Origin of the sequence: Acidovorax sp. Root568 (genome assembly GCF_001427445.1) — a bacterium.
Lineage (GTDB): Bacteria > Pseudomonadota > Gammaproteobacteria > Burkholderiales > Burkholderiaceae_C > Acidovorax > Acidovorax delafieldii.
Map to the genome: position 1 here is coordinate 375,772 of NZ_LMGP01000015.1, position 25,134 is coordinate 400,905.

Annotated in this window: 22 protein-coding genes and 8 tRNA genes; 10 read left to right on the top strand and 20 right to left on the bottom strand. The window is 63.1% G+C overall.

The genetic code is table 11. The features are described 5' to 3' along the window. Positions 1-17: 17 nt before the first annotated feature. From ASD75_RS13515 to ASD75_RS13530, 4 genes are all read right to left on the bottom strand, one after another. Positions 18-1,430, bottom strand: a complete 1,413-nt coding sequence (locus ASD75_RS13515; protein WP_056746386.1) for a sodium:proton antiporter — start codon at positions 1,428-1,430, stop codon at positions 18-20. Positions 1,431-1,496: 66 nt separating this feature from the next. Continuing rightward, entirely contained in the window at positions 1,497-2,717 is a 1,221-nt protein-coding gene (gene pncB, locus ASD75_RS13520; protein ID WP_056063706.1) for a nicotinate phosphoribosyltransferase, read from the bottom strand. 252 nt (positions 2,718-2,969) lie between these two features. Next, complete coding sequence (locus tag ASD75_RS13525; protein WP_056746387.1) at positions 2,970-3,452, bottom strand: thioesterase family protein; 483 nt, start codon at positions 3,450-3,452, stop codon at positions 2,970-2,972. Next, positions 3,449-4,381 carry a histone deacetylase gene (locus ASD75_RS13530; RefSeq protein WP_056746388.1) on the bottom strand — a complete coding sequence of 311 codons (933 nt, stop codon included), beginning with the start codon at positions 4,379-4,381 and terminating at the stop codon, positions 3,449-3,451. Before ASD75_RS13530 ends, ASD75_RS13525 begins: the two co-directional genes overlap by 4 nt. Before the next feature lie 198 nt (positions 4,382-4,579). On the opposite strand from ASD75_RS13530, the gene ASD75_RS13535 reads away from it, so the two are divergent. From ASD75_RS13535 to ASD75_RS13545, 3 genes are all read left to right on the top strand, one after another. Next, the gene (locus tag ASD75_RS13535) at positions 4,580-5,128 is read left to right on the top strand and encodes a phasin family protein (RefSeq protein WP_056063715.1); all 549 of its coding nucleotides are present in this window, start codon (positions 4,580-4,582) and stop codon (positions 5,126-5,128) included. A 382-nt stretch (positions 5,129-5,510) separates the two neighbouring features. Beyond that, the gene (locus tag ASD75_RS13540) at positions 5,511-6,563 is read left to right on the top strand and encodes an extracellular solute-binding protein (RefSeq protein WP_056746389.1); all 1,053 of its coding nucleotides are present in this window, start codon (positions 5,511-5,513) and stop codon (positions 6,561-6,563) included. 119 nt (positions 6,564-6,682) lie between these two features. Continuing rightward, the gene (locus tag ASD75_RS13545) at positions 6,683-7,441 is read left to right on the top strand and encodes a 3-hydroxyacyl-CoA dehydrogenase (protein WP_015014461.1); all 759 of its coding nucleotides are present in this window, start codon (positions 6,683-6,685) and stop codon (positions 7,439-7,441) included. A 229-nt stretch (positions 7,442-7,670) separates the two neighbouring features. On the opposite strand, the gene ASD75_RS13550 is transcribed toward ASD75_RS13545, so the two are convergent. The 14 genes from ASD75_RS13550 to folC all read right to left on the bottom strand — a co-directional run bounded on the left by ASD75_RS13550 (position 7,671) and on the right by folC (position 17,576). Next, positions 7,671-10,553, bottom strand: coding sequence for an EAL domain-containing protein (locus tag ASD75_RS13550; RefSeq protein ID WP_082565017.1), 2,883 nt, complete (start codon positions 10,551-10,553; stop codon positions 7,671-7,673). Positions 10,554-10,762: 209 nt separating this feature from the next. Next, positions 10,763-10,839, bottom strand: a tRNA-Asp gene (locus tag ASD75_RS13555). Between the two features lie 21 nt (positions 10,840-10,860). Next, positions 10,861-10,937: transfer RNA gene (locus ASD75_RS13560), tRNA-Asp, on the bottom strand. Between the two features lie 53 nt (positions 10,938-10,990). Beyond that, a tRNA-Glu gene (locus tag ASD75_RS13565) sits at positions 10,991-11,066 on the bottom strand. A gap of 37 nt (positions 11,067-11,103) precedes the next feature. After that, positions 11,104-11,179, bottom strand: a tRNA-Ala gene (locus ASD75_RS13570). 64 nt (positions 11,180-11,243) lie between these two features. Then, positions 11,244-11,320, bottom strand: a tRNA-Asp gene (locus ASD75_RS13575). A 25-nt stretch (positions 11,321-11,345) separates the two neighbouring features. Continuing rightward, positions 11,346-11,419: transfer RNA gene (locus ASD75_RS13580), tRNA-Asp, on the bottom strand. A 53-nt stretch (positions 11,420-11,472) separates the two neighbouring features. Next, a tRNA-Glu gene (locus tag ASD75_RS13585) sits at positions 11,473-11,548 on the bottom strand. A 32-nt stretch (positions 11,549-11,580) separates the two neighbouring features. Next, positions 11,581-11,656, bottom strand: a tRNA-Ala gene (locus ASD75_RS13590). A gap of 65 nt (positions 11,657-11,721) precedes the next feature. After that, complete coding sequence (gltX, locus tag ASD75_RS13595; protein ID WP_056746390.1) at positions 11,722-13,143, bottom strand: glutamate--tRNA ligase; 1,422 nt, start codon at positions 13,141-13,143, stop codon at positions 11,722-11,724. 144 nt (positions 13,144-13,287) lie between these two features. Beyond that, complete coding sequence (gene purF, locus ASD75_RS13600) at positions 13,288-14,793, bottom strand: amidophosphoribosyltransferase (RefSeq protein WP_056746391.1); 1,506 nt, start codon at positions 14,791-14,793, stop codon at positions 13,288-13,290. Positions 14,794-14,871: 78 nt separating this feature from the next. Next, positions 14,872-15,360, bottom strand: a complete 489-nt coding sequence (locus ASD75_RS13605) for a CvpA family protein (RefSeq protein WP_056746393.1) — start codon at positions 15,358-15,360, stop codon at positions 14,872-14,874. A 25-nt stretch (positions 15,361-15,385) separates the two neighbouring features. Beyond that, positions 15,386-16,228, bottom strand: coding sequence for an SPOR domain-containing protein (locus ASD75_RS13610; protein WP_056746395.1), 843 nt, complete (start codon positions 16,226-16,228; stop codon positions 15,386-15,388). 22 nt (positions 16,229-16,250) lie between these two features. Continuing rightward, positions 16,251-17,576: a bifunctional tetrahydrofolate synthase/dihydrofolate synthase gene (folC, locus tag ASD75_RS13615; RefSeq protein WP_056746396.1), complete on the bottom strand. Its 1,326-nt coding sequence runs from the start codon at positions 17,574-17,576 to the stop codon at positions 16,251-16,253. 61 nt (positions 17,577-17,637) lie between these two features. On the opposite strand from folC, the gene ASD75_RS13620 reads away from it, so the two are divergent. The 4 genes from ASD75_RS13620 to argG all read left to right on the top strand — a co-directional run bounded on the left by ASD75_RS13620 (position 17,638) and on the right by argG (position 20,723). Next, positions 17,638-18,021 carry an arsenate reductase gene (locus ASD75_RS13620; RefSeq protein WP_056746719.1) on the top strand — a complete coding sequence of 128 codons (384 nt, stop codon included), beginning with the start codon at positions 17,638-17,640 and terminating at the stop codon, positions 18,019-18,021. A gap of 135 nt (positions 18,022-18,156) precedes the next feature. After that, positions 18,157-18,819 carry a glycine zipper 2TM domain-containing protein gene (locus tag ASD75_RS13625; protein ID WP_056063736.1) on the top strand — a complete coding sequence of 221 codons (663 nt, stop codon included), beginning with the start codon at positions 18,157-18,159 and terminating at the stop codon, positions 18,817-18,819. Between the two features lie 163 nt (positions 18,820-18,982). After that, positions 18,983-19,300 carry a pyrimidine/purine nucleoside phosphorylase gene (locus tag ASD75_RS13630; RefSeq protein WP_015014470.1) on the top strand — a complete coding sequence of 106 codons (318 nt, stop codon included), beginning with the start codon at positions 18,983-18,985 and terminating at the stop codon, positions 19,298-19,300. 85 nt (positions 19,301-19,385) lie between these two features. Next, a complete protein-coding gene (argG, locus tag ASD75_RS13635) occupies positions 19,386-20,723 on the top strand; it encodes an argininosuccinate synthase (RefSeq protein ID WP_056063739.1) in 1,338 nt (445 codons plus the stop codon). A 220-nt stretch (positions 20,724-20,943) separates the two neighbouring features. Here argG and murB read toward each other — a convergent pair whose 3' ends face one another. After that, the gene (gene murB / locus ASD75_RS13640; RefSeq protein ID WP_056746397.1) at positions 20,944-22,017 is read right to left on the bottom strand and encodes a UDP-N-acetylmuramate dehydrogenase; all 1,074 of its coding nucleotides are present in this window, start codon (positions 22,015-22,017) and stop codon (positions 20,944-20,946) included. A gap of 85 nt (positions 22,018-22,102) precedes the next feature. Here murB and ASD75_RS13645 point away from each other — a divergent pair, with 85 nt between their 5' ends. The 3 genes from ASD75_RS13645 (at position 22,103) to ASD75_RS13655 (ending at position 24,396) form a co-directional block, all read left to right on the top strand. Further along, positions 22,103-22,588 (top strand): YajQ family cyclic di-GMP-binding protein, encoded by a 486-nt coding sequence (locus ASD75_RS13645; protein WP_056063745.1) that lies wholly within the window; start codon positions 22,103-22,105, stop codon positions 22,586-22,588. Between the two features lie 166 nt (positions 22,589-22,754). Continuing rightward, a complete protein-coding gene (locus ASD75_RS13650) occupies positions 22,755-23,360 on the top strand; it encodes a TIGR02281 family clan AA aspartic protease (protein WP_056746398.1) in 606 nt (201 codons plus the stop codon). 16 nt (positions 23,361-23,376) lie between these two features. Further along, positions 23,377-24,396 (top strand): HD-GYP domain-containing protein, encoded by a 1,020-nt coding sequence (locus tag ASD75_RS13655; protein ID WP_056063748.1) that lies wholly within the window; start codon positions 23,377-23,379, stop codon positions 24,394-24,396. A 35-nt stretch (positions 24,397-24,431) separates the two neighbouring features. Here the strand turns inward: ASD75_RS13655 and plsY are convergent, their stop codons facing one another. Further along, positions 24,432-25,124, bottom strand: a complete 693-nt coding sequence (plsY, locus tag ASD75_RS13660; RefSeq protein WP_056746399.1) for a glycerol-3-phosphate 1-O-acyltransferase PlsY — start codon at positions 25,122-25,124, stop codon at positions 24,432-24,434. Positions 25,125-25,134 lie beyond the last annotated feature (10 nt).

Sequence of the window (25,134 nt, forward strand, 5' to 3'; positions counted from 1 at the left end):
AGCGCTCAAAACTCCTGTCAACGGAACCAGATGAAAGTCATGACGATAAAGAGCGGCACCAGAATGCCCCCCGACCACAGCATGTAGCCGAAGAAGCTGGGCATCTTCACGCCGCGGTCTTCGGCAATGGCCTTGACCATCATGTTGGGCGCATTGCCGATGTAGCTGTTGGCACCCATGAACACCGAGCCCGCCGAGATGGCGGCCAGCGTGGGGGCCAGGGTGGTCATCAACACGGCCGGGTCGCCCCCGGCGGTGTTGAAGAAGACCAGGTAGGTCGGCGCGTTGTCGAGGAACGAGCTGAGCAGCCCGGACGCCCAGAAGTACATGGCCGGGTCGGGTGTGCCGTCTGGCCGCGTAACGGCAGACACCACGGCACCAAACGGGCCATTGACGCCCGCTTTGAGCATGGCAATGACCGGAATGATGGTGAGGAAGATGCCCGCAAACAGCTTGGCCACTTCCTGCATGGGGCCCCAGCTGAACTGGTTGTCTTCATGCACCTGCTTGGGCGTGATGCGCAGGGAAACCAGCGCCACGATGATCAGGCCCACGTCCCGCACGATGCCGGGCAGCCCCACCTCGGCCCCGGCGATGGTGAACGCCACCTGCGACTTCCACAGGCCACTCAGCAGCACCAGCGCCACCACCACGCCCAGCAGCGCAAAGTTGGCCTTGCCGTCAAAGCCGATGGCTTTGGTGTCGGGCGTGGGGTCGGCCCTGAGCACCTCTTCGCGCCGGTGGTAGTACCAGGAATCCATCACGAAAAAGATGGCCAGCAGCGAGCCCACCAAAAAGAGGGTCTCGGGGAAAATGTGGCTCACCGTCCAGAAGAAGTCCACCCCCTTCAGGAAGCCCAGGAACAGCGGTGGGTCACCCAAGGGTGTGAGCGAGCCCCCGGCGTTGGACACGATGAAGATGAAAAACACCACCACATGCGCTGTGTGCTTGCGGTTGTCATTGGCGCGGATCAACGGGCGGATGAGCAGCATCGACGCCCCCGTGGTGCCCATGACGCTGGCGAGCACCGCGCCAATGGCGAGGATGGCCGTGTTGAGCGCCGGGCTGCCATGCAGGTTGCCCCTGATGTAGATGCCCCCCGCCACGGTGAACAGCGCGGTGAGCAGGATGACGAACGGAATGTATTCGGCCACCAGCGCATGCACAAAACTCGCGCCCGCCGCGCCGGGGCCAAACACCAGCGCAAACGGCACCAGAAAAGCCAGCGCCCAACCGGCTGCGACCTTACCAAAGTGGTGGTGCCAGAAGATGGGCGCCAACAGCGGCATCAAGGCAATCGACAGCAGAATGCCGGCAAAGGGCACGCCCCACAGCACTGACAACGCACTGCCATCAATATCGGCCGCCAGTGCCAGTCCCGGCAACGCCGCCAGTAGGCCGGCCACTGCCAGCCCGCGCGAAAATTTCATGGTTCTTGTCTCCGTCTCATTGCTAAAAATCAGGGGACGCAGGGCCATGGCACCTGCGGGGCACGGTCACACCGGCGAAGGGATATCAAACACCTGGCGCAGGTAGGCCAGGTACTTCTCGTCATCGCACATGCCCTTGCCGGGCGTGTCTGACAGCTTGGCCACAGGCTGGTCATTGCAGCGCGTCATCTTGATGACGACCTGCAAAGGCTCGTGGGCTGGCGGACTACCGAGGTCGTTGGTCAGGTTGGTGCCGATACCAAACGCGAGCTGGCAGCGACCCCGAAACTGTTGGTACAGCTCGATCGTGCGCGGGATGGTGAGCGCATCGCTGAAGATCAGCGTCTTGGTCAGCGGGTCCACGCGGTTCTTGCGGTAGTGGTCCAGCAAGCGTTCACCCCAGGCAAACGGGTCGCCGCTGTCATGGCGGGCACCGTCGAACAGCTTGCAGAAGTACAGGTCGAAGTCGCGCAGGAAGGCGCTCATGCCGTACACGTCCGACAGCGCAATGCCCAGGTCACCCCGGTATTCCTTGGCCCACATCTCGAAGCCAAACACCTGGCTATCGCGCAGCCGCGGGCCCAGCGCCTGGCAGGCCTGCAGATATTCGTGCGCCATGGTGCCCAGGGGGGTCACGCCCAGCTTCATCGCGTACAGCACGTTGCTGGTGCCTGCGAACTGCCCGGGGCCTGCGGGCGCACCTGGGCGGCGGTCCCCGGTACCGAGGCGTGCCACCAGCACGCGCAGCACTTCTTCGTGCCAGGCGCGCGAGAAGCGGCGGCGGGTGCCGTAGTCGGCAATCTTGAGGTCGGACAGGCCCTCGCCCTGCAGCAGCGCAATCTTGGCGTCGAGACGGCGGCGGCCTTCCGGAAAGTCGGGCACCTTCTGCGTGTTGCGAAAGTACACCTCGTTGATGATGGCCAACACCGGGATCTCGAACAGGATCGTGTGCAGCCAGGGTCCGCGGATGGTGATGTCGATTTCACCGTTGTGCTGGGGCACTACGGTGATGTACTTTTCGTTGAGCTTGAACAGGCCCAGAAAGTCCACGAAGTCGCTCTTGATGAATCGCAGCGATCGCAGGTAGGCCAGCTCGGCATCCTGAAACTGCAGGCTGCACAACGAACGGATCTCGTCGCGGATCTCGTTGGCAAACGGTGCCAGCTGCACGCCGGGGTTGCGGCACTTGAACTTGTACTCGACCTGCGCCCCGGGAAACTGGTGCAGCACCACCTGCATCATGGTGAACTTGTACAGGTCGGTGTCGAGCAGGCTGGTGATGATCATGGACAGGGCACGCCTCAGAAACCGCGCACGCTGGGCACGCGATGCTCCGGCCGCAGACCGGACAATAAAGCCGCAAAGTGTAGGCCATCACGGCGCCCGGTGCGCGGCACTGCGGGCGGCGTCAGCCAGCGTTCAGCCGCTGCCGGAAATTCAGGCTGTTCAGGGCCCAAGTGCAAATTGCGCCAGCGCTTGGTGCTATCAAATCAGTGGCAACGGCATGCGGCCGCCGATCAGCCGCCCATCAACTACCCATTAGCCAGGCATGACCAGCGCCTGCAGCACATTGCGCAATGCATCTGGCACCGCCACCGGGCGACGGGTCTCGCGGTCCACATACACGTGGATGAAGTGTCCTGCCGCCGCCGTCAGTGGCTCACCCTGCGCAAACAGGCCCACCTCGTAACGCACGCTGGAGCCACCCAGCCGCGCGACGCGGATGCCAGCCTCCACTGTCTGCGGGAACGCCAGTGGCGCAAAGTAATTGCATTGGGTCTCGATCACGAGGCCGATGGTTTCCCCCGCGTGGATGTCGAGCACGCCCTGGTCGATCAGGTGGGCATTCACGGCGGTGTCAAACCAGCTGTAGTACACGACGTTGTTCACGTGGCCATAGACGTCGTTGTCAGCCCAGCGTGTGGTGATGGGGCGGAACACGGGGTAGGCGCTGCGCGGCTGCGGAGCCAGGCGGACTGGTGCGGAAGAAGCGACGGGAGAGGGGCTGGCAGCAGAGGTCATGGCCGCACATTCTGCCAGCGCTGGTGGTACTGCCAGGCCACGCGCCAGGTGGTGAGCTGCGCCTGCAGCGTGTCCTCCAGGTCGTTGCCGTAGCCGCCCGCCATCACGAACACCGTGGGAATGCGCCGCTGCCAGGCCCAGTCAAACACCCGCCGGTCGCGTGCCTCCAGCCCATCGTGGGTGACGGCGAGACGACCCAGGCGGTCGCCCACGTGGGGGTCGGCCCCCGCGAGATAAAACACCAGGTCCGGTTTGCAGCGATGGTCCAGCGCCTCCAGGGCCTGGTCCAGGGCGTGCAGGTAGTCGTCGTCAGCGCATCCGTCTGGCAGTTCCACGTCCAGGTCACTCGGCTCCTTGCGAAAAGGAAAGTTGCGTGCACCATGCAGCGACAGGGTGAACACGCTGTCGTCGCCCTGAAAGATATGGGCCGTGCCATTGCCCTGGTGCACATCCAGGTCGATGACCGCCACCTGGAGCGGCCAGCCCGATCCATCGTTCAGGTGATCTGCCTGTGCCTGCCGGGCAGCCACCGCCACATCGTTGAACACACAAAAGCCACTGCCCTTGTCGGCATACGAGTGGTGGGTGCCACCAGCCAGGTTGCCGGCCACACCCTCGCGCCAGGCGGCGCGAGTGGCCGCCAGAGTAGCGCCCACCGAGCGGCGAGCGCGCTCTGCCATGGCAGGACTCCAGGGAAACCCGATCTCCCGCTGCGCGGCAGGCACCAGCGTGCCATGAGCGATGGCGTCGATGTACTGCGGGCTGTGCACCCGCACCAGTGCCTCATCCGATGCTGGTAGGGCTTCTTTCAACAGCACGTCAGGCAGGTGCTGGGCGATCCGGTCGCGCAGCATGCGGTACTTGGCCATGGGGAAGCGGTGACCATCCGGCAAAGGCAAAACGAAGTGGTCGGCGTAGTAGGCGTGCATGACGCAATTGTGGCAAGCCGGGGATTTCTGGGTGATCGTGTCTAATTTGCTGCAGTGCAACAAAAAGCCCTTGCAATAGCGCTGCAAGTCCCTAAAATTCAACCCATGCTGCACTGCAACATGACCAACAGGTCAAGGTCAGCGCAGATGTCTGTGAACCATCCGGCCCCCTGGGCCCTCATTTTTAGGAGATATGACATGTCGCTGACCGCAGAACAAATCCTGGCATCCCACAAGGCCAACATCGAAACCCTGTTTGGCTTGACCACCAAGGCTTTCGAAGGCGTGGAAAAGCTGGTCGAACTGAACGTGACCGCTTCGCGCGCTGCCCTGTCCGAAGCCGCCAACCACACGCAAGCCGTGCTGGGCGTGAAGGACGCACAAGAACTGCTGGCCCTGCAAGCTGGCCTGTTCCAGCCCCTGGCTGAAAAGACCGCCGCTTACAGCCGCCACCTGTACGACATCGCTTCGGGCACGGGCGCTGAGTTCGGCAAGGCTTTCGAAGCCCAGGCCACCGACGCACAGAAGGCTTTCACCAACCTGGTGGACAGCGCCGCCAAGAACGCCCCCGCCGGTTCCGAAACCGCTGTGGCCGTGATGAAGAGCGCCGTGTCTGCCGCCAACAACGCGTTTGAGTCGGTACAAAAGGCTGTGAAGCAAGCGTCTGATGTGGCTGAAGCCAACTTCAACGCCGTGGCCAACACCGCTGCCAACGCTGCCAAGACGGCCGCTCCCCGCAAGCGTTAATCGCCCTACCTGCGGTCTGGAGTGCAACCTCTAGGCCGTGTTCAGGGAATACCCTGATAATTCAACCCATGCGCTGCTGACCTTGTCTACAGCGCCTCAGTTGTCTCCTTGGATCCTCTCGAAACCCCCGTTTCAAGGATCCTTTTAAAGCCCGGTTTTACGACCGGGCTTTTTTTTTGGCCTGACCACCCGCAGGCCGCAAGCGTGGGACGGGCCCGCGCAGCGAACCGATCTTTTTACGGTGGTCCGGCATCCACGGCATGCGGCCCTTGCGCCACCTCAAACCCGGACCCGAAATCCGGCCTTTGCGCAAGACATTGATCAAGAATAATTCGCGTTTGCTTTATCATTGACGCAGTTTTAACCCCGAAAGACGCAACCCATGTCGAAGACTGTGAAAGCCTTGCTGAGCGCTTGTGCCCTGGCCGCCGCTGCAGGCGCCGTGCACGCCCAGGAACAAGTGGTCAACCTCTACTCGGCCCGCCACTACTCCACCGACGAAGCGCTGTACACCGGTTTTACCAAGGCCACGGGCATCAAGATCAACCGCGTGGACGCGGACGATGCCGGCATCCTGGCCCGGCTGAAGGCCGAAGGCACCGCCTCGCCCGCCGACGTGATCCTGCTGGTGGACGCAGCCCGCCTGTACAAGGGCGAGGTCGATGGCCTGTTTCAGCCCATCCAGTCCAAGGTGCTGAACGATGCCATCCCCGCTAATCTGCGCAGCCAGCCGGCAGCGGACGGCGGCATCTCGTGGTTTGGCCTGTCCACCCGCGCGCGCGTCATCGTCTACAACAAGGTCAAGATGCAGAAGGCCGATGTGGACACCTACGAAGAACTGGGTGACCCCAAGAACAAGGGCAAGCTGTGCATCCGCTCCGGCTCGCACCCCTACAACCTGAGCCTGTTCGGCGCTGTGACGGAACACATGGGCGAACAGAAGGCCGAAGCCTGGCTCAAGGGCATGGTGGCCAACCTGGCCCGCCCACCCAAGGGCGGCGACACCGACCAGATCAAGGCCGTGGCTGCGGGTGAGTGCGACATCGCCGTGACCAACACCTACTACCTGGCGCGCATGATGCGCTCCAACAAGCCCGAAGACGTGGCTGTGGTCAACAAGGTGGGCGTGGTGTTCCCCAACCAGGAATCCTGGGGCACGCACCTGAACATCGCCGGCGGCGCGGTGGCCAAGCACTCCAAGAACCAGGCCAACGCCATCAAGTTCCTCGAATATCTGGCCAGCCCCGAGGCACAGAACTATTTTGCAAACGGCAACAACGAGTGGCCTGCTGCCAAGGGCGTGGCACTGGACAACCCGGCCCTCAAGGCCATGACCGGCGGCAAGCCTTTCAAGAGCGAGACCATCCCGATCAGCGCGGTGGGCGCCAACACGACCAAGGTGCAGCAGATGCTGGACCGCGTGGGCTTCCAGTAAGCTGCCCTGCCCTCACCCACCACAAGCCCGGCCCGGTCCGGGCTTTTTTTCGCGTTCAGCACGGTGAGGAGATGCGCCATAATTGACGTTTACGTTAACGTCACTTACTGGAGACAACCATGGACATCCAAGGCAAGGTATTCATCGTCACCGGCGGCGCTTCGGGCCTGGGCGAAGGCACGGCACGCATGCTGGCCGCCCAGGGCGGCACCGTGGTCATTGCCGACATGCAGGCAGAAAAAGGCGAAGCCGTGGCCAAGGAAATCGGCGGCGCGTTCGTGAAATGCGATGTGAGCAACGAGGCAGACGGCCAGGCCGTGGTGGCCAAGGCCGTGTCGCTGGGCAAACTGGTGGGCCTGGTGAACTGCGCCGGCATCGCCCCCGCCGAGAAGACGGTGGGCAAGAACGGCGCACATGCGCTGGCCTTGTTCAGCAAGACCATCACGGTCAATCTGATCGGCAGCTTCAACATGATCCGCCTGGCCGCCGAGGCCATGAGCAAGAACGAGCCGGAATCCACCGGCGAACGTGGCGTGCTGATCTCCACGGCCAGCGTGGCCGCCTACGACGGCCAGATCGGCCAGGCCGCCTACGCAGCCTCCAAGGGCGGCGTGGTCGGCATGACCCTGCCGATTGCCCGTGACCTGGCGCGCAACGGCATCCGCAACATGACCATTGCCCCCGGCATCTTCGGCACCCCCATGCTGTTTGGCATGCCGCAAGAAGTGCAGGACGCGCTGGCCGCTGGCGTGCCCTTCCCCAGCCGCCTGGGCACCCCCCAGGACTACGCCAAGCTGGTGCGCCACATACTCGAAAACGACATGCTCAATGGCGAGGTGATCCGCCTGGACGGCGCCATTCGCCTGGCACCACGCTGAGCTGGGGATTGAGTTAAAGAGGCATGTCTGAATGCTACTCTTTCGATAGCGCCTCAGGCATATTCCTCTAGCGCATGGTGCCTGTTTGGCACAAAAAGTCGTCCACAAGGTGCCCGGAAAGGCCGCAGGACTACTGAGAGCCAAACACTTTGCTGATGCCCACCCGACCGCCGCGCTCACAACGCGGCGGTTTCGTTGTGGCGGTGGCTTACCTCGGTCTCCCGCCTCCTCAACCCAAGACTGCGTGGCCTTGGGTGAGAAGCCCCTCCAAGTCGGCAGCTGGCACGGGGCGGCTGAAGTGGTAGCCCTGCCCGGTGTCGCAGCCCAGTCCCCAAAGCACGTCACGCTGCGCAGCCGTCTCCACGCCCTCGGCAATGGTTTCCAGGCCCAGGCTTTGCGCCAGTCCGATGATGGCGCGCACGATGTGGGGCGCGCTGGGGTCGTCGCCCAAATGCCGCACAAACGACTGGTCGATCTTGAGCTTGTGCACCTTCAGGCGCTGGATATAGCTGAACGACGAGTACCCGGTCCCAAAGTCGTCAATGGACAGCTGAACACCCAGGTCATACAGCTGCCGCACGATGGCAATCACCTGCTCTGGCGCATCCATGGCGATGCTCTCGGTCAGCTCCAGCTCCAGCATTTGCGACGGCACCCCGCTGTCGGCCAGTGCCCGGCCCACCATGTCCACCAGACCCGGATGGCGAAACTGCACCATCGACAGGTTCACCGCCACCACCAGCTCGGTGTGGCCAGCATCGCGCCATTGCCAGGCCTGGGCCAGCGCAGTGCGCAGCACCCATTCACCGATGCCCAGAATCTGGCCGCTGCTCTCGGCGACCGGTATGAACTCGGCCGGGCTGACGGCGCCCAGCTCGGGGTGGGTCCAGCGCAGCAAGGCCTCCACCCCCACCAGTTGACGGTCTTTCAGCCGGATTTGCGGCTGGTAGTGCAGCGTCAGCTGGCCCTGCACCAGGGCGCTGCGCAGAGCATTCTCGATGTGCAACACCCTGAGCGAGCGTGCCTGCATGTCCGCCGAGAAGAACCGGTAGGTGTCGCGCCCCGACTCTTTGGCGCGGAACATGGCTGCGTCGGCGCGCTGCGCCAGGGTTTCAAAGTCGCCACCATCTTCGGGGTACATCGCAATACCGATCGATGACGTGACCACCAGCTCGTGGTGCTCCAGCTTGCAGATGCGGCGCACCTGTGCCTGTAGCTCGTCGGCCACGTGGGCTGCCTGCTGGGCATCGGTGAGCGGCAGCACAATGACAAACTCGTCCCCGCCCTGTCGGGACACCGTGTCCTCGTCGCGCACCACCGACTGCAAGCGGTGCGCAATCTCGATCAGCAACCCATCGCCCACCTGGTGACCCAGCGAGTCGTTCACGTTCTTGAAGTGGTCTAGGTCCAGATACAACAAGGCAAGCTGATGGCCGCTGCGTTGGGTCAATGCAAGGGCCTGGCTGAAACGGGACGCGAACATTGTGCGGTTGGGCAAGCCTGTCAGCGCATCAAAGTTGATCAGCTTGCGGATGCGCTCCTCGTCACGCCGACGTTCCGTCACGTCCTCTTGCACGGCCAGGTAGTGGGTGATGCGACCCTGCTCGTCGTGCAGTGGCGAGATGATGGCGGACTCGTTGTACTCGCCTCCGCCCTTGCGCCGGTTCACGAACTCGCCGCGCCACGGACGGCCTGACGTCAAATGCGCCCACAGGTCGGCATACACGCTGGCTGGCGTGGCCCCTGCGCTGAGCAGGCGCGGGTTGCGGCCTATCGCCTCCTCGGGGCTGTAGCCCGTCGTGGCGGTGAACGCAGGGTTCACGTATTCGATGTTGCCATCAGCGCCCGCAATGAAGATGGAATTGGGCGCCTGCTCCACGGCATGGCGCAGCTTGCGCAAAGTATCGAGCGTCTGAACGCGCTGCGTGATGTCACGCGACAGCACCACAAAGTGATCGTCCGCTTCATCGTCCATCACCTTGCGCGCCACAGACAGCTCAAACCAGTGCTTGCCATCAGGCAAGTCCAGCGCGTACTGGAAGTCACGGGCCAGGCCCTGGTCAGCCGCCGTATTGATTGCAGCCTGCGCTACCGCTGCGGCCGCTGGGGGCAAGATGTCGTGGATAGAGCGGCCCACCACCTCGCTGGCTGGCATCAGCAACAGCTCGGGCTGGCGCGTATGGATCTGCACGTAGTGGCCATCGCGGGTCACTTCGAACATCAGGTCGGGCACGGCATCCAGCACAGCGCGCATGGCTTTGTCGGACTGCTTGAGCACCCGATACGGCGCCTCGATGGTGCCCACAAAGATGGCACGGTAGAGGTAGTAGTACCCCACCACCTTATATATGTGGCCCAGCAGATTGAATGGATCGGTAGCGATGATGTAGAACGTGAAGAAGAACTCGCTCAGTGCCATCACCCACACGGCCGCGAAGAGTCTGGCCACATCAAAGGCGGCACGCTCCCGCGCCCAGTGCAGCAGCACGCCCAGCGATGCTGCATACAAGGCCACCACGCCGTACTCGGAGGCGATCTTGAACCGCGTGAGCCCATGGGCGTCGTAGGTCTGCGGGTACCACTGAGGAAACCAGAACACAACAGCATGAATGGCGGCCACTGCAGTCAATACCAGCATCAGCACCACAAATCTGCCAGGGCCGGGTGCGGCCGCATCGCCAGGCACGCGCCAGTGCAGCGTCACCGCAGCCAGGAGCGTCAGCGCCCCCAGGTATCTGGCGGGCAACCAGAAATTGATGCCTTTGGCTACCGAGTTGGGCGTGATGTAGTCGGGCATGCCGGCGAACGACAGCATGTGCGAAAAATCCAGGATCGCCACGCCCAGGAAGCCGCAGGCCAGGATGAGCACGTTGCGCTGCGGATTGAGACTGTGCGCCTTCCACCCCACCGCAAACACCAGGGCAGACACTGCAATGGACAGCGTCTCCAGCACTTGGTGCAACGTGAGGTAATGCCCCACCCGCTGTGGGCTGGCCACCGAAAAATAGACCCACGCTGCGATCACCCCACCGGTTAACAGGGAAAGCACCGGCGCCACGGCTTTGAAGCTGGCCAGGTGCTGTGGGTGGATCTGCAGCCGAATAAGGTTCATGGGCGCTGGATGGATCTGTGAGGACCGCCTGAGCGGTATGGCGGCGCGGCCGGGTACCGACGATTCTTGCACAGGCCCCACCACTTGTAACAGGTCGAATCCCAATAGCGGCCCCGCCTCACGCTGCCTGCACAGCCTGCCAGCGCAGGGCGCATTAGAACAAGGCATAAAAAAACCGCTGCAGCCTTGCGACTGCAGCGGTTGATATCTGGCGGAGTGGACGGGACTCGAACCCGCGACCCCCGGCGTGACAGGCCGGTATTCTAACCAACTGAACTACCACTCCTGGCAGGCAGCTTTTCGCTNCTGGCGGAGTGGACGGGACTCGAACCCGCGACCCCCGGCGTGACAGGCCGGTATTCTAACCAACTGAACTACCACTCCTGGCAGGCAGCTTTTCGCTTGTATTTATCAACACAAGCCAAGTGCTACAAACTTGGCGACCCCACGGGGATTCGAACCCCGGTACTCACCGTGAAAGGGTGATGTCCTAGGCCTCTAGACGATGGGGTCAAAACCTTGGAACTAACCGAACTACCACTGACAAATTTGGTGGAGGTAAACGGGATCGAACCGATGACCTCTTGCATGCCATGCAAGCGCTCTCCCAGCTGAGCTATACCCCCAAACTTCTTCGACTTACGCCAAAGAAAAACCAGCGCACCCAAAAGAGCTGCAAAGGCTTATGACTGGCGGAGTGGACGGGACTCGAACCCGCGACCCCCGGCGTGACAGGCCGGTATTCTAACCAACTGAACTACCACTCCTGGCAGGCAGCTTTTCGCTTGTATTTANAGTGGACGGGACTCGAACCCGCGACCCCCGGCGTGACAGGCCGGTATTCTAACCAACTGAACTACCACTCCTGGCAGGCAGCTTTTCGCTTGTATTTACCAACACAAGCCAAGTGCTACAAACTTGGCGACCCTACGGGGATTCGAACCCCGGTACTCACCGTGAAAGGGTGATGTCCTAGGCCTCTAGACGATAGGGTCAAAACCTTGGAACTAACCGTTATCAAGCGACGTGGTGGAGGTAAACGGGATCGAACCGATGACCTCTTGCATGCCATGCAAGCGCTCTCCCAGCTGAGCTATACCCCCACTGAATGACTTCAAACACTTTGTATTTGTTGTCATCACCTGAGCCTTGAATTATAGACAGATTTTTAGCGGTTTCGCAAACGCGCTATAACTTTTTCACGTCCGACCAGTTCCAGCACAGCATCGACCGATGGTGTGTGGGCAGTTCCGACCGTCAGGACACGCGCAGGCATCGCCAGTTGGGGCATCTTCAGACCCTGAGCCGTCAACACCTGCTTGAACGCAGCACTGATGGACGCCTTGTCCCACTCGCAGGCGGACAGCGCTTCAGCCAGTGCGTCCAGAGCGGGCGCAATAGCATCGGTGACATGCTGAGCGCGCTCTGCATCCACCGGAGCCACGTCGCCATAGAACACCTGCGCCCAGTTGGCAAGCACGACGGTGGTGTCGCACCGGTCTTTGAACAGCGCACAGATCCGGGGCAGACGCCCATCGGCCAGCGCCTCAGCCGAAACACCACGCGCCTGCAATTGCGGAGCAACCAGCGCGGCCAAAGCGTCGTCAGCCATGGCTTTCAGGTGCTGGGCATTCACCCAGCGCAGCTTGGCTTCATCGAACTGCGCCGCGCTGCGGCCCAGATGGTCGAGGTTGAACCACTGCAGAAACTGCTCGCGACTGAAAATTTCGTCATCGCCATGACTCCAGCCCAGACGCGCCAGATAGTTCACCATGGCATCGGGCAGATAACCTTCATCGCGGTATTGCGTCACCGGCTTGGCGCCATTGCGCTTGCTCATCTTCTCGCCCTGCTCGTTCAGCACGGTGGGCAGGTGGGCATAGACCGGAGGTTCCTTGCCCAGGGCGCGGAAGATGTTGATCTGACGCGGCGTGTTGTTCACATGGTCATCGCCTCGGATCACGTGCGTGATCGCCATGTCGATATCGTCGACCACCACGCAGAAGTTGTAGGTGGGCGTGCCATCGGGCCGTGCGATGACCAGGTCATCCAGCTCATCATTGCTGATCTCAATGCGGCCCTTGACCTTGTCGTCCCAGGCCACAACGCCGCCCTGTGGGTTCTTGAAGCGCAGCACCGGCTGCACGCCTTCAGGAATGGCTGGCAAGGTCTTGCCAACTTCAGGACGCCATGTGCCGTCGTAGCGAGGCTTCTCCTTGGCAGCCATCTGCCGCTCGCGCAGGGCATCCAGCTCAGCCACGCTCGTGTAGCAGGGATACACGTGACCGGCGGCCTGCAACTCTGCAAGGACCGCCTTGTAACGATCCATGCGCTGCATCTGATAGAACGGGCCTTCGTCGTGGTTCAGACCCAACCAGGCCATGCCCTCGATGATGACGTCCACCGCCGCCTGGCTGGAGCGCTCCAGGTCGGTGTCTTCGATGCGCAAAATGAAATCCCCCCCCGTGGCACGGGCAAACGCCCAGGGATACAGCGCCGAGCGGATATTGCCCAGGTGGATGAAGCCGGTGGGAGACGGTGCAAAACGGGTGCGTACGCGGCCCGTGCTGGTGGCAGTGGTTTCAGTCATAACAATCAATGCTGGCCCTCCATGGGGCCAGTTCAAACTAGGATCAATCCGTCGGGCGCAGCCCGACCCGGCTAGGGCATCACGCGCACAACCAGGGGCACAACATCGCGTGCGATGGTCTGCGGTGGCTGCGCAAGCCCTTGGCTACGCTTCCTGCGCATTGGGCAACGCAAGGCGCGAGGTGTCTTCCTCGCCTTCTTCCGCACCCACGCGCCCTTCATTCAGGCTGGCAATCCCTTCCGCAGTGATGTCGCCAGTCACATACACACCGTCAAAGCACGAGGCATCGAAGCCGACGATGGCACTGTTGAGCGCACCCACAGCCCTCTTCATGCCATCTACATCCTGATAGATGAGAGCGTCGCAGCCGATGGCCTGGCGAATCTCTTCCACCGTGCGGCCATGGGCCACCAGTTCGCTGCTGGTGGGCATGTCGATGCCATACACGTTGGGGTAGCGCACGGGCGGCGCCGCGCTGGCCAAGTACACCTTGCGGGCCCCCGCGTCGCGTGCCATCTGCACGATCTCGCGGCTGGTGGTGCCGCGCACAATAGAGTCATCCACCAGCAGCACGTTGCGGCCTTTGAATTCGCTGCCAATCACATTGAGCTTCTGGCGCACCGACTTTTTGCGCACGCCCTGCCCCGGCATGATGAAGGTGCGGCCCACGTAGCGGTTCTTGACGAAACCTTCCCGGTACGGGACGCCGAGCAGATGCGCCAGCTGGGTAGCGCTGGGGCGGCTGGACTCGGGGATGGGGATGATCACATCGATCTCGTTGGGCGGCACGGTGGACACCACGCGCTTGGCCAAGGCTTCACCCAAGTTCAGGCGGGCCTGGTAGACCGAGATACCGTCAAGCACCGAATCGGGCCGCGCGAGGTACACAAACTCGAAGATGCAAGGGTTGAGCTGCGGGTTCTCTGCGCACTGGCTGGCGTGAACCTGTCCGTCCAGCGTAATGAAAATCGCTTCGCCCGGATTGATGTTGCGTTCGAACACGTGGGAGGTGCCCTCCAGCGCCACCGACTCACTGCCCACCATCACGGTGCCGTCCTGGCTGCGGCCCATGGCCAGCGGGCGGATTCCGTGCGGGTCGCGGAAGGCCAGCAGGCCGTGGCCAGCGATCAGCGCGATCACAGCATAGGAACCCTTGATGCGCTTGTGCACCGCACGCACGGCAGTGAAAACGTCCTCGGGCTGCAGAGGCACGCCCCGCGTGGCGCGTTCGAGTTCGTGCGCAAACACGTTCAGAAGGACTTCCGAATCACTTTCCGTGTTGGTGTGGCGGTGGTCCGTCTGGAACAGCTCGGTGCGCAGTTCGCGGGCGTTCGTCAGATTACCGTTGTGCACCAACACGATGCCGAACGGGGCATTGACGTAAAACGGTTGCGCCTCTTCTTCGCTGTAGGCGTTGCCGGCGGTGGGGTAACGCACCTGGCCCAGCCCCACATTGCCCGGCAGAGCGCGCATGTTGCGCGTGCGAAAAACGTCGCGCACCATGCCCTTGGCCTTGTGCATGAAGAATTTGCGGCCCTGCTGAGTCACGATGCCAGCAGCATCCTGGCCACGATGCTGCAAAAGCAGCAAAGCGTCATAGATCAGCTGATTGACGGGCGCAGGACTGACGACGCCGACGATTCCACACATAGTTGTATTCCATCCGTTTGCGGGAACAGCCCCGCGGTCATCCAACGGCAGCAGCTTCTGACCGCTGCCGCTTCGATCTCACGAAGGCAGATGCCTTCCAAATTCGTCCGGCAGCGCCGGTTTCAACCCCTTTAGCACCTCGGCCAAGACCGGCGCGCCCCGCGACTCCCGCCACCACTGTGCCTCGTGCACGGGGGTGATACCAGCCACCACGGCCACAGCAAGCAACAAAACGAGGCCGCGCAACACACCAAACACAGCGCCGAGGGTGCGATCCGCCGGGCGCAGCCCTACGGCTTCCACCAGCTTCTTGGCCAGCCATGCCAGAAAACCACAGGCAAAAACCGAAGCCACAAACACCACGACAAAACCGGCTGCATACCGCAGCGACTCGCCCGACCCACCCATGGGCAACAAGGCCGCTGCGTCGGCCGCAAACCATTGCGCCACAAAAAAAGACGCCACCCAGCCCAGTACCGACAGCACTTCAAACACCAGTCCGCGCCACGCACCCATCAGCATGGAGGCCAGCAACACGGCCACAAACACCCAATCCAACGCAGCCATGGACAAGCGGCAGCCTGATCAATGTTTACAGAGTGAGCACCGACGCCGACAGGTCCAGCGCCTTGATACGCGCCGCCGCCTTGTCTGCCTCTGCCCGGTTGGTGAACGGACCCACACGCACCCGGGTGCGCTTTCCGTCCTTGGTGTCCACCACCTGCGTATAGGTCTTGAGACCCGTCCGTTCCACCTTCGTGCGTGCTTCGCGGGCCTTCTCGGCATCTGCAAAGGCCCCCACCTGCACAATGAAGCGCGCCTCCTCGGCACCGGCGGCGGCTGGCGCCTCGGTGCTGCGGCCTTCCAACAGTGCGCGGGCACGTGCCGAATCGTCAGCACGTGCAGGCTTGGGCTCAGGGACGGGAGAAGGTGCGGGAGCAGCGGGCGGCTTGGCCTCGTGTTTCACCTCGGGCTTTGGGGGGGCAACCGCTGGGGCTGGCGCAGGTTTGGCCGCTGCAGTACGAGCGCTAGGCACCAGCTCTTCACCATCCGCCAAGCCATTGGCTGCGGCAGTGCGCGAGGGCGCAGGCCGCTGCGCAGCAGCCGTCGGGGCTGGCTCTGGGGTGGAGGGCGCAGCAGGCTTGGCGGCGGTAGTTTCGGCCACTGGCGCAGGCACCACCAGGGGAGCCACCTTGTTGCGGTCTGGGATCTCGATGGGAATGTCCACAGGGATAGGCCGTGGCTGGGTATCAAACAGCAACGGAAACCCGATGACCCCCACCAGTACCAGCACTGCGGCGCCAATCAAACGGTGCCGGGCGCGGCGGCGCATCACTTCGATGCTCTCAGCCTGTGGTGTACGCGGGCGCTTGGACGGCTTTTCGGCCTGTTGCTGCTCACCCTGACCGGGCCACCGGAACTTGAAAAATGCCATGGACTAAGGACTCGTGAGGCGCTCAGGCGCCCATATGTTTGGCGTGCAAGCGGGGTGTTCCATTGATCAACACCCCACCCACCGTATAGAACGAGCCAAAGACCACGATTCTATCAGCGGGGTCTGCGGCGGCCACCGCCGCCTGCAGGGCCTGCAGTGGGTCGGCATGCAAGCTGGATGCAACGTCCCGACGACCGCCCGCCACCATATGCACGGCATTCCACTTCTGCTGCAACACGGCGGCCGACTCAGCGCGCGGAGTGGGCAGATCGGTGAAATACCAACGGTCCACCAGAGGCCCGACCTTGGCCAGCATGGGCGTCAGGTCCTTGTCCGCCATGGCGCCAAACACCGCGTGGGTGACGGGGAAGAACCCCATCGCATCCAGGTTGGCCGTGAGCGCCGCCACGGAGTGCGGGTTGTGCGCCACATCCAGCACCAGGGTCGGTTGCCCCGGCACAATCTGAAAACGTCCCGGCAACTCCACCATGGCCATGCCGTTGCGCACGGCCTGGGCGGTCACCGGCAGCCGATCACGCAATGCCTCAAAAGCGGCGAGCACGCCCGAGGCGTTCACCAGCTGGTTGGCCCCCCGCAACGACGGGTAGGCCAGCCCGGCATAGCGCCGCCCGCGGCCAGCCCAGCTCCACTGCTGCTTGTCGCCCGAGAAATTGAAATCGCGCCCGAAACTCCACAAATCGGCGCCGATCTCCCGCGCGTGATCCACCACGCTCTGCGGGGCCATGGGGTCGCTCACGATGGCTGGGCGCCCCGTGCGCATGATGCCCGCCTTTTCGCGGCCAATGCTCTCGCGGTCCGGGCCCAGAAATTCTGTGTGGTCGATATCGATGCTGGTGATGATGGCGCAGTCGGTGTCGATCGCGTTCGTGGCATCCAGGCGCCCTCCGAGGCCGACTTCGAGAATTGCCACGTCCAGCAACGCATGGCTCATCAAGCGCAGGATGGCCAGGGTGGTGAACTCAAAGTACGTGAGAGACACCTCGTTTCCGTTCTGAGTTCTGGCGCTCTCCACCGCCTCGAAATGGGGAACAAGGTTTGCCGCCGACACGATTTCGCCATGCACACGGCAGCGCTCTTCAAAGTGCACCAAATGCGGCGAGGTGTACACGCCGGTGCGATAACCCGCCTGCAGCGCCACCGCTTCGAGCATGGCACAGGTCGATCCTTTTCCGTTGGTGCCCGCCACCGTGATCACCGGGCACTCGAACCGCAGCGCCATGCGGCGGGCGACTTCGGCGACCCGATCCAGGCCCATATCAATGTTGCGGGGGTGCAGCTGCTCGCAATGGCGCAGCCAGCCTTCCAGGGTGTGGGGTTTGGTTTGCATACAGCCCGGGATTGTCGCCGAGCCAGCATTCACCCCCGCGATTTCGAGGATGATGCGCGGCATGAATACCGCCATCACCGTCTACGGCATCCCCAATTGCGATACCGTCAAAAAATCCCGCGCCTGGTTTGCAGAACAAGGGCTGGAAGTCCAGTTTCATGACTTCAAAAAGCAAGGCGTTCCCACCGAGCTGCTCCCTGGCTGGCTGAAGGCCGTGGGCTGGCAGAAGCTGGTCAATCGTCAAGGGACCACCTGGCGCAAGCTGGACGCAGCCACACAGGCATCGGTGCAGGACGACGCGAGCGCCAGTGCGCTGATGCAGCAACAAACCAGTGTGATCAAGCGCCCCGTGGTGCAGTGGCAGGACGCCCAAGGCCTGCATGTGACCGTCGGATTTGTGCCGGAGCAGTGGCCTGGCGGGCCGAATGGCGCATCCAAGGGCTGACTTGGGACGGGGAACGCGGGAAAATCGCACAAATCTTTACGCAGATTTACGGCGTCCGGGCCCCGAATTGACCTTGCGGGCCTAAACTTTTCTGCAGTCTGGTGCGTTATGTACCGACCCGAAAGGAGTTTCTCCATGAAAAAGATCGTCATTTTTTCTGCCCTGGCAGCCGTCGCCGTCGTGGCCAGCGCTCAGGAACAAGGCCGTGTGCTGTCTGCCACGCCCATCATTCAGCAGGTCGGCGTTCCGCAGCAGGTGTGTGGCAACGAGACCGTCTACAACGGCAACCGCACGACGGGCGCCGGCGCTGTGATTGGCGCGATTGCCGGGGGCGCGGTGGGCAATACCATCGGCAAGGGCAGCGGTCGCGCAGCAGCCACCGCCATCGGGGTGCTGGGTGGCGCCGTAGTAGGCAACCAGATCGAGGGCAACGGCCAGCCGCAATACCAGAACGTGCAGCGTTGCTCCACCGAGACGTACTACGAAAACCGTACCGTAGGCTACAACGTGGTGTATGAATACGCAGGCCGCCAGTACACCACCCGCACCCAGAACGACCCAGGCCGCTGGATCCCGGTGAACGTGCAGCCCGCTGGCCAGACCTATTCCACACAACCCGACCCGTATGCGGCCCAGGGTGTTTACAGCCAACCGGGTGTGGTGACCTCCACCTACCCCGTGCAGCCGGTGTACCAGGCGCCCCCCACCTATGTGACGCCCCCGGTGACGGTGATTGAATACGGCTACGACAGCGGCCGCCCCTACTACCCGCACCACCGCAACCCTTACTGGCGTTGAAGGCTGGTGGCATAGCCGCACAAGCCAGTGAACAAAGAGCCCTTCGGGGCTCTTTTTCTTGGTGCAAGCGGCGGCGGGCATGGGTTTCGTTGGTTCGCACAGCCCAATGCGTCAGCACCCTGCCCTAAAATCGCGGGTTTCCTCCATTCCTACCCGCGCATCCATGACCACCGAAAAAATCGACGGCGTGTCCGTCACCACCCAGGCCAATGTGTACTTTGACGGCAAGTGCGTGAGCCACGGCATCACCTTCCCGGACGGCACGAAGAAGTCGGTGGGCGTGGTGCTGCCCGCAACGCTCACGTTCAACACCGGCGCCCCTGAAATCATGGAATGCGTGGCGGGCTCGTGCGAATACAAGCTGGCCGGTACCGATGCATGGGTGAAATCGTCCGCAGGCGAGAAGTTCAGCGTGCCCGGCAACTCCAAGTTCGACATCCGCGTGACCGAGGCCTACCACTACATCTGCCATTTCGGCTGAGATGTTCGGGCTGAAATTTGATTGATTTTGGCCTCTAGCGCTAGTCCACAATGCGCTGGCAGCTATCATTTTTGAAGAAGACTCCATGGCAACCATCCTCCAGAACCTCCCCCTCGGCCAAAAGGTCGGCATCGCCTTCTCCGGCGGCCTGGACACCAGCGCCGCACTGCACTGGATGAAGCTCAAGGGCGCCGTGCCCTACGCCTACACCGCCAACCTGGGTCAGCCCGACGAGCCCGACTACGACGCCATCCCGCGCAAGGCCATGGAGTACGGCGCCGAGAAGGCCCGCCTGGTGGACTGCCGCACGCAACTGGCCCACGAAGGCATCGCCGCCCTGCAGGCTGGCGCCTTCCACATCAGCACCGGCGGCCTGACCTACTTCAACACCACCCCCCTGGGCCGCGCCGTCACCGGCACTATGCTGGTGGCCGCGATGAAGGAGGACGACGTCAACATCTGGGGCGACGGATCGACCTTCAAGGGCAACGACATCGAGCGCTTCTACCGCTACGGCCTGCTGACCAACCCCTCGCTCAAGATCTACAAGCCGTGGCTGGACCAACTGTTCATCGACGAGCTGGGCGGCCGCGCCGAAATGTCGGCGTTCATGACGCAGGCCGGCTTTGGCTACAAGATGAGCGCCGAGAAGGCCTACAGCACCGACAGCAACATGCTGGGCGCCACCCACGAGGCCAAGGACCTGGAGTTCCTGTCCAGCGGCATCCGCATCGTCAACCCCATCATGGGTGTGGCGTTCTGGAAGCCAGAGGTCGAAGTGAAGGCCGAGGAAGTGTCCGTGACCTTTAACGAAGGCCAGCCCGTGGCGCTGAACGGCAAGGAGTTCAACGACCCCGTCGAGCTGATCCTTGAAGCCAACCGCATCGGCGGCCGCCATGGCCTGGGCATGAGCGACCAGATCGAAAACCGCATCATCGAAGCCAAGAGCCGCGGCATCTACGAAGCCCCCGGCCTGGCGCTGCTGCACATCGCCTACGAGCGCCTGGTGACTGGCATCCACAACGAAGACACCATCGAGCAGTACCGCATGAATGGCCTGAAGCTGGGCCGCCTGCTGTACCAGGGCCGCTGGTTCGACCCCCAGGCCATCATGCTGCGCGAAACCGCCCAGCGCTGGGTGGCCCGCGCCGTGACCGGCACCGTGACACTGGAACTGCGCCGTGGCAACGACTATTCACTGCTGAACACCGAGTCGCCCAACCTGACCTACGCACCCGAGCGCCTGTCGATGGAAAAGGTGGAAGACGCGCCGTTCAGCCCGCTGGACCGCATTGGCCAGCTGACCATGCGCAACCTGGACATCTCGGACACGCGTGGCAAGCTGGGCGTGTACTCGCGGGCGGGCCTGCTGTCGCTGGGAGGCAATGCCGCCCTGGCCCAGCTGGACAACGACCGCAAGTAAGGCAGCACTCGCCCCATGGGCCCCCAGCTTCCCAGGTTGCCACTGGGAGCAGCTTGGCGGCTCATTTGGAGCAAAAATGGCTGGTAGCACTAGTGCAATTTGCCTCTCCAGCTATCAATAGATGAGCAAAAGCCACCCTTGGGGTGGCTTTTTCATTGGGGTCTCGTACCAGGTGCGACACCGGCCCTTTCGAGGCGCAGCGGTCGCCTCAGACTTCGCGCTACACCACCACCGGCTCGGGCTCCAGCCGGATGCCAAAGCGCTCGTACACACTCGTCTGGATGGCCTTGGCCAGGGTCATCACCTCGCCCCCTGTCACGCTGTCAGCGCCCTTCCCCCGGTTGACCAGCACGAGGGCCTGCTTCTCGTACACCCCGGCCTTGCCGATGGATTTGCCTTTCCAGCCGCAGGCATCGATCAGCCAGCCCGCCGCCAGCTTGATGCTGCCGTCGGGCATGGGGTAGTGCACGATCTTGGGCTCGCGGGCGATGATGTCGGCGCACTGGTCGGGCGACACGGTGGGGTTCTTGAAGAAGCTGCCCGCGTTGCCCACCACGGCAGGGTCGGGTAGTTTCGCGCGGCGGATGTCGCAGACCCAGTCAAAAATTTGCTGGGCACTGGGGTGTTCCACCCCCGCCTCGGCGCGGCGGCGCTCCAGGTCCAGGTAGCCCAGCACCGGCTTCCACGGCTTGGGCAGTCGAAAGCGCGCATGGGTGATCACCGCCCGGCCTGCCAGCCCCATGCCGCGCGGCAGCCCGCTGCCGTCCTGCGCTTCGGAAGGTGCGTGCTTGAAAACGGAATCACGGTAGCCAAAACCGCATTGCGCGGCATCCAGGCTGAACGACTGGCCCGTAGCCAGGTCGATGGCGTCGAGCGACTCAAAACGGTCCTGCAGCTCCACGCCATACGCGCCAATGTTCTGGACGGGCGATGCCCCCACCGTGCCCGGGATCAGGGCCAGGTTCTCCAATCCGGGATAGCCGTGCGCCAGTGTCCAGGCCACGGCGTCGTGCCAGACTTCGCCAGCACCCGCCTCCACGATCCAGGCCTTGGGCGTTTCATCCACCAGGCGCAGGCCCTTAATTTCCATCTTGAGCACGACGGACTTCACGTCACCGGTCAGGATGATGTTGCTGCCGCCGCCCAGCACAAATTTCGGTGCGGGCGCGAGCTGGGGGTCTGCCAGCACAGCCCGCAGATCGTCCACCGAATGCACTCGCACCAGGGTTTGGGCGCGCGCGGCAATGCCGAAGGTGTTGCAGGGCTGTAAAGGGGCGTTTTTCTCGACTACCATAGGCCCGATTGTCGCACCCGGCCTTTTGGCTCCCTGCGATCCGCCCCCATATCTGCACCTGTTTTCCCCGAGATAGAGACCCACCATGCCATCTTTTGACACCGTCTGCGAAGCCAATCTGGTTGAAGTGAAAAACGCCGTCGAGAACACCGCCAAGGAAATCGCCACCCGGTTCGACTTCAAGGGCACCTCTGCCAGCATCGAGATCAAGGACAAGGACATCACGCTGATCGGCGATGCTGATTTCCAGCTCACCCAGATTGAAGATGTTCTGCGCAACAAGCTCACCAAACGCAGCGTGGATGTGCGTTTTCTGGACATGGGCGATGTGCAGAAAATGGGTGGCGACAAGGTCAAGCAGGTCATCAAGGTGCGCAACGGCATCGAGAGCGAGCTGGCCAAGAAGATCCAGAAGCTGCTCAAGGAAAGCAAGCTCAAGGTGCAAGGCGCTATTCAGGAAGACAAGGTGCGCGTGACTGGTGCCAAGCGCGACGACCTGCAGGCCGCCATGGCCTTGATCCGCAAGGATGTGACGGACGTGCCGCTGTCGTTCGACAACTTCCGCGACTGATATGAAGCGACACCCCGCTGAGGTCCTGCGGGCCCTCCCCCCGCTCTCGCAGCGCGGAGCGCTGCAGGCAGGGGGACGCCGCCAGCGCGGCGGGGCGGTCCTTGCGCGGCGGCTCTCACCAGGGCTGCGCCGGTATCAGCGCCTCCTCGCCCTGTGCATCGGGTTAATGCTGGGCCCCACCTGGGCGCATGCGCAGGCTGTGGCGCTGGCGGGTGTACTGGGCAGCAAGGCGCTGATCGTGGTGAATGCCAACCCGCCCAAGGCGGTGGGCGCGGGGGATGAGTTCCAGGGGGTGAAAGTCATCGCCGTCGCCAAGGACGAAGCCACCGTGGAGATCCAGGGCGCACGGCGCACACTGCGACTGGGCGAGGCGCCCGTGAGTGTGGGCGGACGCAGTGGCAGCGGCAAACGCATTTTGCTGGTGGCAGATGGCAGAGGCCATTTTGTGAACAGCGGCACCATCAACGGGCAGGTGATGCAGTACATGGTCGACACCGGGGCTTCCACCGTCGCCATCGGACGGCCGGATGCAGAGCGTATGGGTCTCAACTACCAAAGCGGCCAGCCGGTCCGCGTGAACACTGCCAATGGCGTCGCCCAGGGCTGGCGCATGAAGCTCGACTCCATCCGCATCGGTGACGTCGAGGTCTTTGGGGTAGAGGCCATCATCACCTCGCAGCCCATGCCCTATGTGCTGCTGGGCAACAGCTTCCTGAACGAGTTCCAGATGACCCGCACCAACGACCAGATGGTGCTCGAAAAGCGCCACTGACGCCTGTACACCCGCAATGTCCGCACACCCCTCCTCCACCCACGCGCACTCCGAAGGGGAGTACGAAGACCTGCTCAGCCTCTGGTCCGACCTGGAGTCGGCCCTGTCGGTGCTGCTGAGCCGGCCGCTGCAAGTGCAGGACTTTCCGGGCAAGGTGCGGCAGTTTGATGCCTGGCTGCAAGACTTGGTGGCGCACGACATCGACGCGGCGCTGTACCTGATGTTCCAGCACGCCTCCACATCCACCGTGGGCTACAGCGCATCGCACGCGCTGGTGTGCGGCACGCTGTGCCACATCATGGCGCTGGAGCTCAAGCTGCCGCAGCGTGAGCGCGACAGCCTGGTGCGGGCGGCACTCACCATGAACATTGGCATGACGACCCTGCAGGACGAACTGGCCGTGCAGCGCGAGCGCCCCACGGCGGAGCAGCAGGAGGCCATCAAGAGCCACCCCGAAGACAGCATGCTGCTGCTGGAACGCCTGTTCATCAACGATCCGCTCTGGCTGGACGTGGTGGGGCAACACCATGCCAGCATTGCCGAACGCGTGCCTTTGGCCAACCAGGAGCCGATAGACCGGCTCACCCGCATCCTCGGCACCATTGACCGGTATGCCGCCATGATCAGCCCGCGCAAATCCCGCGCCGGACGCAGTGCCACCGATTCGGTGCGTGCCATCGTGGGACAAGAAGTGGACCAGCGCGACGAGGTCAGCTACACCCTGGTGCGCTCCATCGGCCTGTGCCCCCCAGGTACGTTTGTGAAACTGGACAACGGCGAAACCGCCATCGTGCTGCGCCGCAGCGACAAGGCCAACCACCCGCTGGTGGCCAGCCTGCTGGACAGCACCGGCAACCACCGCAGCCAGCCCAGCCTGTACCAGACCGCGAGTGGCAAGCCCCGCATCCAGTCTGCCCTGGCCCGGTCCGCAGTGAGCCTGGAACTCAACCACCGCACCATGGTGCGGCTGGGGCTGTACGCCGCCCAGCACAGCGCAGGGTTGCGCGGGCTGGTGACTGCGCCCGGCGCGCTCTGACACGGGGCACGCGCCCAACCGGGCGCGTGGCTACATCAGTGTTTGGCCTTGGCTTTTGCGGTGGGCTTTGCCTTGGCGCTCTCTTCACCCTCGGCAGGTTTCGCCTTCTTGCTGCCCAGGCGTGATTCCGTGCCGGCAATCAGGCGCTGGATGTTCTCGCGGTGCCGCCAGGCCAGCAGCAGCGCCATCACCACGATCGAGGCGGCAATCGTGCCTTCGGCATACCAGACCACGCCATCCACCAGCAAGTAGTACACCGGAGCAAACGCGGCGGCCACCAGCGAGGCGAGCGACGAGTACCGGAAGAAGAACGCAATGATGAGCCAGGTGGCCGCCGTGGCCAGCCCCAGCCAACCGCTGATGCCCACCAACACGCCCAGTGCCGTCGCCACGCCCTTGCCGCCCTCAAACCGGAAGAACACTGGCCACAGGTGCCCCAGGAACGCGGCCAGCCCCACCAGCGCCACGGTGCCGTCTTCGAGCCCGTAGGGGTGGCCAAACCACATCACCAGCGCCACGGGCAGCCAGCCCTTCATCGCATCGAGCAGCAGGGTCACGATGGCCGCCGCCTTGCTGCCCGAGCGCAGCACATTGGTGGCGCCGGGGTTCTTGCTGCCATAGGTGCGCGGATCGCTCAGGCCCATGACACGCGTCACGATGACGGCAAACGACAGCGAGCCCAGCAGGTAGGCGGCCACGGTGGCAAGAACGGGATAGACGGCGGTCAAAGCAACTCCT

Bases quoted from the DNA above. Each gene is read 5' to 3' on its own strand.
- ASD75_RS13530 (WP_056746388.1), bottom strand. From the start codon at position 4,381: ATGCACGCCTACTACGCCGACCACTTCGTTTTGCCTTTGCCGGATGGT.
- argG (WP_056063739.1), top strand. From the start codon at position 19,386: ATGGCAACCATCCTCCAGAACCTCCCCCTCGGCCAAAAGGTCGGCATC.
- ASD75_RS13550 (WP_082565017.1), bottom strand. From the start codon at position 10,553: ATGAACCTTATTCGGCTGCAGATCCACCCACAGCACCTGGCCAGCTTC.
- pncB (WP_056063706.1), bottom strand. From the start codon at position 2,717: ATGATCATCACCAGCCTGCTCGACACCGACCTGTACAAGTTCACCATG.
- ASD75_RS13525 (WP_056746387.1), bottom strand. From the start codon at position 3,452: ATGACCTCTGCTGCCAGCCCCTCTCCCGTCGCTTCTTCCGCACCAGTC.
- murB (WP_056746397.1), bottom strand. From the start codon at position 22,017: ATGGTAGTCGAGAAAAACGCCCCTTTACAGCCCTGCAACACCTTCGGC.
- ASD75_RS13515 (WP_056746386.1), bottom strand. From the start codon at position 1,430: ATGAAATTTTCGCGCGGGCTGGCAGTGGCCGGCCTACTGGCGGCGTTG.
- ASD75_RS13625 (WP_056063736.1), top strand. From the start codon at position 18,157: ATGAAAAAGATCGTCATTTTTTCTGCCCTGGCAGCCGTCGCCGTCGTG.
- ASD75_RS13535 (WP_056063715.1), top strand. From the start codon at position 4,580: ATGTCGCTGACCGCAGAACAAATCCTGGCATCCCACAAGGCCAACATC.
- ASD75_RS13610 (WP_056746395.1), bottom strand. From the start codon at position 16,228: ATGGCATTTTTCAAGTTCCGGTGGCCCGGTCAGGGTGAGCAGCAACAG.
- ASD75_RS13655 (WP_056063748.1), top strand. From the start codon at position 23,377: ATGTCCGCACACCCCTCCTCCACCCACGCGCACTCCGAAGGGGAGTAC.
- folC (WP_056746396.1), bottom strand. From the start codon at position 17,576: ATGCAAACCAAACCCCACACCCTGGAAGGCTGGCTGCGCCATTGCGAG.
- gltX (WP_056746390.1), bottom strand. From the start codon at position 13,143: ATGACTGAAACCACTGCCACCAGCACGGGCCGCGTACGCACCCGTTTT.
- ASD75_RS13545 (WP_015014461.1), top strand. From the start codon at position 6,683: ATGGACATCCAAGGCAAGGTATTCATCGTCACCGGCGGCGCTTCGGGC.
- ASD75_RS13605 (WP_056746393.1), bottom strand. From the start codon at position 15,360: ATGGCTGCGTTGGATTGGGTGTTTGTGGCCGTGTTGCTGGCCTCCATG.
- ASD75_RS13620 (WP_056746719.1), top strand. From the start codon at position 17,638: ATGAATACCGCCATCACCGTCTACGGCATCCCCAATTGCGATACCGTC.
- purF (WP_056746391.1), bottom strand. From the start codon at position 14,793: ATGTGTGGAATCGTCGGCGTCGTCAGTCCTGCGCCCGTCAATCAGCTG.
- ASD75_RS13630 (WP_015014470.1), top strand. From the start codon at position 18,983: ATGACCACCGAAAAAATCGACGGCGTGTCCGTCACCACCCAGGCCAAT.
- ASD75_RS13650 (WP_056746398.1), top strand. From the start codon at position 22,755: ATGCTGGGCCCCACCTGGGCGCATGCGCAGGCTGTGGCGCTGGCGGGT.
- ASD75_RS13645 (WP_056063745.1), top strand. From the start codon at position 22,103: ATGCCATCTTTTGACACCGTCTGCGAAGCCAATCTGGTTGAAGTGAAA.
- ASD75_RS13540 (WP_056746389.1), top strand. From the start codon at position 5,511: ATGTCGAAGACTGTGAAAGCCTTGCTGAGCGCTTGTGCCCTGGCCGCC.